Annotated in this window: 6 protein-coding genes; 4 read left to right on the plus strand and 2 right to left on the minus strand. The window is 24.0% G+C overall.

What is annotated here, in order from left to right:
• Positions 1 to 92 precede the first annotated feature (92 nt).
• Complete coding sequence (locus tag BLP75_RS13780) at positions 93 to 1,028, plus strand: M28 family peptidase (protein ID WP_092727119.1); 936 nt, start codon at positions 93 to 95, stop codon at positions 1,026 to 1,028.
• 58 nt (positions 1,029 to 1,086) lie between these two features.
• On the opposite strand, the gene BLP75_RS13785 is transcribed toward BLP75_RS13780, so the two are convergent.
• Positions 1,087 to 1,764 (minus strand): site-specific integrase, encoded by a 678-nt coding sequence (locus tag BLP75_RS13785; RefSeq protein WP_242872441.1) that lies wholly within the window; start codon positions 1,762 to 1,764, stop codon positions 1,087 to 1,089.
• Positions 1,765 to 1,989: 225 nt separating this feature from the next.
• Here BLP75_RS13785 and BLP75_RS13790 point away from each other — a divergent pair, with 225 nt between their 5' ends.
• Together BLP75_RS13790 and BLP75_RS13795 are read left to right on the plus strand one after the other, a co-directional pair.
• The gene (locus BLP75_RS13790; RefSeq protein WP_092727121.1) at positions 1,990 to 2,190 is read left to right on the plus strand and encodes a hypothetical protein; all 201 of its coding nucleotides are present in this window, start codon (positions 1,990 to 1,992) and stop codon (positions 2,188 to 2,190) included.
• 263 nt (positions 2,191 to 2,453) lie between these two features.
• Positions 2,454 to 3,305 carry a hypothetical protein gene (locus BLP75_RS13795; protein WP_092727122.1) on the plus strand — a complete coding sequence of 284 codons (852 nt, stop codon included), beginning with the start codon at positions 2,454 to 2,456 and terminating at the stop codon, positions 3,303 to 3,305.
• A gap of 919 nt (positions 3,306 to 4,224) precedes the next feature.
• Here BLP75_RS13795 and BLP75_RS13800 read toward each other — a convergent pair.
• On the minus strand, positions 4,225 to 4,992 hold the full coding sequence (locus BLP75_RS13800; RefSeq protein WP_092727123.1) for a hypothetical protein: 768 nt from the start codon (positions 4,990 to 4,992) through the stop codon (positions 4,225 to 4,227).
• Positions 4,993 to 5,957: 965 nt separating this feature from the next.
• On the opposite strand from BLP75_RS13800, the gene BLP75_RS13805 reads away from it, so the two are divergent.
• Positions 5,958 to 6,611, plus strand: coding sequence for an HNH endonuclease (locus tag BLP75_RS13805; protein WP_330385817.1), 654 nt, complete (start codon positions 5,958 to 5,960; stop codon positions 6,609 to 6,611).
• The last annotated feature ends 592 nt before the right edge of the window (positions 6,612 to 7,203 follow it).

A 7,203-nucleotide genomic window follows, 5' to 3' on the forward strand; every position in this document is an offset into this window, starting at 1 on the left:
TGGAGTAGCTTAAATTAAGCTACTCCTTGTTTTTTATTTAATAAGAAATATAAATTAAAGTAATTATGCAGTTATGAATAAAGGAGTAAATCATGAATTATAATACTGAATTAGATTTAATACAAGATATTATGTCTAATTTAAAATCTAAGTATGGAATTAGATTTAGAAGAAATCAAAAACTAGATTTTATAAAATATGCACAAAATATATTTAGACAAATGGGTTATAAAACATATGTACAAGAAAAGGTTGAACTTAGTGAATATGTATTTTTAAATCAAAATTTAATAATAGGAGATATAGAAAAAGCAAAAGTTATTATGTGTGCTCATTATGACACTCCATTTCGATCACTTCATAGATATAAAATAATTTATGGAAAAAAAATGCTTAAGAGAGATATAATTAAAGGTGGTATTGCAATATTAGCATATTTGATATTTATAGGAATTCTATTAATTTTACTTAATTGTCCAACTACAATATATTTAATTGTAATAACATTATTTATTTTAAGCGTCCCAAATAAAGAAAATTTAAATGACAATACTTCCGGAGTTTTGACGATATTTAAAATAGCAGCAGAACTCAAAGAATTAAATAGTTCAAAAGTAGCCTTCATATTATTTGATAATGAAGAATGGGGATTAATTGGTTCTAAAGTATTTAAAATTCAGAATAAAGATGTTGATAATAAGTTATTTATTAATTTTGACTGTGTAGGAGTAGGAGATAATATAGTAATTACAGGGGACAAGGATAGTATATGTGAAGCTAAAAAAATAGGTGGAAATAAAAAAGGAATAAAGGGAAAAAATATTTTAGTAAAAGAGATGGATTTAAGTAAAGCCAATTCGGATGAAAGAAGATTTAAAAATAGAATTCGATTTGCTACATTTCATAGAAATAAACATGAACAACTATATATTAATAATATACATACAAAAAAAGATAATAAATTAGATATTAATAATATAAATGAAATATCTTCAATTATTAAAGATTATATAATTAAAATTGATTAAATAAATTAAATTTAGGAGAAAGAAAAATAGTGTAGTGTTATTCTAAATAAACACTACACTATAAAATAAATATACTATTTAATTTTTCAACAGCTTCTAACTTAGTATCTTCCATAACGTGTGTATAAATATCCATAGTTATACTGATATCATAATGGCCCATTAAAACTTGAACTGTCTTTGGTGGTACATTAGCTTCGAATAATCTAGTAGCATAAGTATGTCTTAATCCATGAAACTTTATAGGCTCAATGTTTAATTTAGTTAAAATACTTTTTAAGTTTCTAGCCGGTCTTTTATCATCAATAGGATAACCTAAGTTATTACAAAATACATAATCATTATTTAAATAAGCTTCACCGAGTTTTAATCTATTTTTATTTTGCTCAACTCTATGATCCTTTAGTCTTGAAAGTATATTTTGTGGTATTGGCACAGTCCTTATTGAGTTTTTAGTTTTAGGTAGTTGCTCAATAATTTTACTTTCTCTATTTCCATTTCTATCTATTTCCGTAACCCTTTGTAAAGTTCTATTAACTGTTAATGTTCCAGAGTTAAAATCTATATCACACCACTTTAAACCTAAAATTTCACCAAGTCTTAATCCTGTGCTTAGTGCAACTAAGAATAATACTTCTAATTCATGACCCTTTATATATTGAATAAATTCTTGTTGCTGGTCATTAGTTAATACTTTTATTTCTTTAGTTACATTATCCTTAGGTAAAGTAACCATTTTACAGTAATTTTTTTGAATATATCCTTGCTTTTCAGCTTCAGCAAGACAAGGCTTTAATCTAGTATTTAAACCTTTAATAGTTGATACGGCTTTTTTATCTATATAAAGAAGCTTGTTATAATTTTGTTGTAGATGAATGGATTTTAAATCTTTTAATTTAATCCTACCTAGTGCTGAATCTTTTATATAATTTCTATTGTAGCTAATTTATATGAAGAATCTGTGAATATAAAAACTACTTTAATCGAAAATGAAGATGGTTTTAAAGATAGAAAAGATCCTTACGGATTCCCACAAACTGAACACTTAAAATTAGATAATCTCAATATGTTAAAAAAGATTGAGGAAATAGGTAATATAGCATTTAAAACAAATCCAGATTTATTAAATAACAGTATATATAAATGTATATTGCAGCTATAGTAATGAAAATAAGCCACTTCTCAAGCTTCTGATAGCTTTTTAAGTGGCTTTAAATTATTATAGAAATACATTCATGGTATAGGCTAAAACTCCAATGAAAGATATTATTGTTACAGCAAGAGTGAGTTTATTTTGTCTATTGCTTATCCCAATTCTGTTAAAATCAAATATTTTAAAATGATAATGATATACTGCAGTTTTTTTATTGTTTAATATTGAAATTTAATATACAATTAGTTGGAAAAATAAACAGGAGGATAAATATGAAAAAGTATATAAAAAAGTATCAATTTGGGATTATAGTAGGAGTAGCTTTTATCACTATAACATTAATTATTCCATATGTTATAAATAAAGTTATGTACTTACCTATAAAAACTAACTCAACATCAGATTCTGATTGGCTAGCTTTTTGGGGAAGTTTTTTAGGTGGAGTTTTTGGAGGTTTTTTGACTTTAACTGGAGTTAGATATACAATTAAAGAAAATGAAAAAGAAAAAGAAAAAGAAAATGAGAAAAATAAACCATTTATAGTACCACTAAAAAATACTATATTAGTTTATAGAGATGTAATAAATGAGACATGTTATCTTAGTAACCAAGGAAAAGATGAAAATTTCTTTATATATGAACAAATCTATTTTAAATTAATAAATTTAGGTAAAGAGCATGCTTTTAATTTATCGTTAGGATGGAATCCACCTGAAACTCATCAAATAGAGAACTTCTTGCAGCAGAAACATATAGATAACAGATTTAAGAAATGTTTTAATCTGATTTGCAATTCAAGGCCGGAAAAAAGAGATGATGAAATACAAATAATTAAATCTTGTGATAATCAAGATGTCCAAGAGACATATTTATTTGTAGGATGGGAAAGTTTAATAAAAAACTTAATCGAATGCATAGCATTAACAAACAAAGGAAATAAAAACGATAAAACTTATGTGAATATGCCGTTAGGAAAACTAGAATTAAAATACGAAAATATTTATGGTAACGACGTAAATAAGATTTATTCAATATATGGACAAGTTTTCCAAGGTATTATAGATAAAGATATGGAAAGTTACTATCTTAGTTTCAAATTTAATTTAGAAGATCCAAATAACTAGTCATCTAATTTTAGTATGTATGATACGCATGGATGAATTAAAATAGTTATAAATAATTTTCCAAGTGATATTTAAGTTATATAAAAAAACTAATATCTTTAATACAGATTGCTCAGGTTCAAAATAAATAATTATTTTCAAAACGACAAACAATGAAACCTTTATTATTAGGAAGGTTCCATAAAAGGGTGCACATATTTATATTTTGGGTGCACCCTTTTTTTATAAAATAAAATAATATTACAAAACGACTAATACAAATTTTATTGGCTTATAAGTGTTAGAATAGATATGTTTATACAGTATGGTATTCGTAGTACTCCATCAGAAAGTTGCACCTTTTTTGCTGTAAAATGTTGTATAAAAAAATGTAAAAAAGGTGTCAAATAGAAAAGTATTGATATTTTAACATTTTCTAATTGTATGAAATATACTTTTAAAAATGAATAAGTATTCAGCTAACTTAAGTAACTGAAGTATGACTAGTATAACTATGGTATGTGTTCGAATATCAATAGTACGTAACAGAGGATGTTTTTGCAGAAAAATTATATAGTGTGGTTGATGGAGTTAAAGAGATTACATTTTTGTAGTATCTTCTTTAGTTATGTATAAATTATAGTGGGACTAAATATATTCAAAGTATGTTTATATATAATAAACTATTAGGGCTAAATGGACTATATTTTAAAAGTATTATTACGTGTAACTATTTTCGGTTTAAATATTATATATATATTACATATATAAGTTTTAGAAATTAATCCAAATAGTCCATTTAGCTGACATTAGCAACTGTAAAGGCTTTAGGTTTTAAATTTAGTACCACAAATAGTACTGATTATATATTTTATATGTATATAAAAACCACTCTTACGAATTGTAGAATTGTATAAAGTTAAGGTTATGTGCTTTTTTATTATAATTTAAACATATATTTATTACTTTCCTCTAAAGAAAGATGATTAGTCATATATAAATGCATATAATTAATATTATTAAATATCTTAATAAAGGCTGTATCTAATTCTGTTAATAAAGCATTTATCCATAAGTTTTTACTTAATAAATATATATCAATATATTCATTTTTAGATATATATATTTTTTCATATGCCTGGTGATTGCCATCGGCTACAACTATTTGTAAATTTGAACTTAAAAGGCCAAGCATATCAAGACAGATAATAGGGTCCTCCACATCTGAACGTGTTTTTGCATAATTTTTATCAATTTCATCAATATTATAATCAAGTATATATTTGAAGAATCCGCTTTTTAAATTTAACTTAACTCCATTCTTATCAATATCATTTGTATATTTAGAAAGATTTTTATTCATAAACTTATTACATCCGTGTTTTTTAAAATACTTATCTAATGCCATAGAATCCTCGCTTAATAAATCTATATCTTCAGTTATTTTTTTTAATTTGTCAACATCGAAGTTTAACCTATACTCTACTCCTCCGGCTAAATCATATGGTATTGAAAAACCACATGAATTATTAGATTTAGTTCTAAGTAAATATTTCGCTTCTGGAATTAATTTTTTAGAAGTTTTCTTCCACATCTTTTTATAGTTGTCTACATGATGATAGTATCCTGGATATTCTCTTATTGCATTAATTTCATTTTTAAAATTTTTACTTACTATATAATCAAAAAATATATTCAATGAATCCAAATAAATCATCCCCCTTTATACAATATATATTCTATAAAGTAATAACTTATTAATAAATATCAAGTTAAATATAATTCAAATAACATAAATTCTTATAATATGACGAGGGATTATTTTGTGATATTTTAGTGAACACTTTATAATATACTTATATTAATTTTTATAAAAGGTGAAGATGTTATAAGTAGTTATAATAGATGGTGAAACTAGAGCTATATTATAAGCCGAGAAATTAAATTTAAAGAAATAGGGATTAATTAAAAATTAGTTAATTTAATTATTAGTTTATATATCTAAGTGAAGTCATAGGAGGCGTACAGAAAGGATTCAAATCTATTTCAATGTATTTATATTATATTTCTTAAAATAGATTCAATACAGAGTAACACAATTGTAATACAAATAAAATATTATAAAAATTAAAACTTAAAAATATAAAATGAAACAACTAAAGATATTGTAAATACTAGTTTGTACAAAAACATAAAAAATAGAAAAAACTTACTTATAGACTCTCCTCGTCTCCAACATTGAAATCCACAAAAAATATCAAATATTTAGTTGATATTTTTTTTATAAAAAGAATTGTGGTTGAAAAAAATGTGAGATATATCTCCTCATAAAGTTAAATGATAACTGAAATAATGATAGTTGAAGAATTTGAAAATATAATAGAAAGTGCATTAAATTAAACCACACACTTAATACTATTAGGTATAAGCCTGCCAATATATGATGATTACTATATACGTAGTATAAATTCAATATTAAAAAGAACATCTAAAAAAGCATCAGTAGAAAAGTTAACATACAAAAAATTGAGTTAGATAATAAGAGGATAGATTAAAGCTTATTTTGTTGAATTATATGTATAACAATAAAGAGAAAAAATTACAATAATAAAACTTATTAGCTTTTATTAACAAACTCTGTTAAACTTAAATAATACTAATTTAAAGATCGAGGTGTTTATCATAAACAATTACAAAACAACAAAGAATAATTATGAGACTCAAGGTTCAGTTACTAATATAACAATACTTAAAAAGAATGGTTCTGAGCTTATAGCTAAAATAGATACAGAAGATTTAGAAAAGGTACAAGCAATGGGAGTTTGGTTTGCAGAATGGCATAAAGACTTCAATAGTTACTTAGTTCAAAATATAACTATAACTAAGGATAATAAAAAAGTGAAAAGTACTAAAAGAAATATCCAATCAGTAGTATTGGATACTCAATCAAACGCTCCAATTAGACATATAAATGGAGATACTTTAGATAACAGAAAATCTAACTTAGAGCTTGTTAACCAAAAGGAAAAAAATGAATATGAGAATATAGATGACGAAACAATAGCTGTAATACTAAAAGATAGATATGGTAAGCCACAAGCAAAGGCGTTAGTATCGGTTAAAGATCTAGATAGAGTGATAAATAAAAGGTATACATGGGTATATTCAAAAGGGTATAAACAACCTAGAGTAATTGCACATATTCCAGGTGGTAAGGTATATATGGAAGATGTAATAATGCATCCAAGTGAAGAAGAAAGAGTTCATCATATTAATTTAAATCCATTAGATAATAGAAGAAAAAACTTAGAAAATAAATTAAAATAATTATATAGATATAAAAAAGGAATTACAATCTTTTGGACGAGAATGTGATTTCTATGTATAAATAACTGAATTATTTTTATCAGAATCACTCTTATTGCTAATAAGAGTGATTTTTAATTATAAAAATAAGATGAAATTTAATTACTATAATTATATTATTTAAAAATCTATTAAGAACATACTAGATAAATATTGAATTAGGTTTTCTTCAGTTAAAATATTAAGGATATCTCATTTAGAATATAAATTATCATTAGTAAAACTTTTATTGACAGAAATATATTTGTAGCTATATTTTTATTTCATATTTTCCATCAATAAAACATCATATGTTATTAAAAAAGTTTTGAAATAGTAAAGATAAAATATAATTTTTAGGATAGGATAAGTTATGTATAGATTTAAATAATTTAATAAAAGAATCTATCATTTTAGTTATAGCATCAATGAATTTTGTAGTAACTTACTAAAAAGTGCGTACTTGTTAATGGGTGTATACTAATCTATTATTAAAATATAATATTTTTACGAGGAGGAAATTATGAAAAGAGAAATAGAAGTATTTGACTATGCCAGTGAAATTATGAAGGGT

The sequence above is a fragment of the Romboutsia lituseburensis DSM 797 genome, assembly GCF_900103615.1.
Taxonomy (GTDB): domain Bacteria; phylum Bacillota; class Clostridia; order Peptostreptococcales; family Peptostreptococcaceae; genus Romboutsia_F; species Romboutsia_F lituseburensis.

Coding starts and splice junctions, on each gene's coding strand:
- BLP75_RS13780 (WP_092727119.1), top strand. CDS start 93: ATGAATTATAATACTGAATTAGATTTAATACAAGATATTATGTCTAAT.
- BLP75_RS13785 (WP_242872441.1), bottom strand. CDS start 1,764: ATGGTTACTTTACCTAAGGATAATGTAACTAAAGAAATAAAAGTATTA.
- BLP75_RS13795 (WP_092727122.1), top strand. CDS start 2,454: ATGAAAAAGTATATAAAAAAGTATCAATTTGGGATTATAGTAGGAGTA.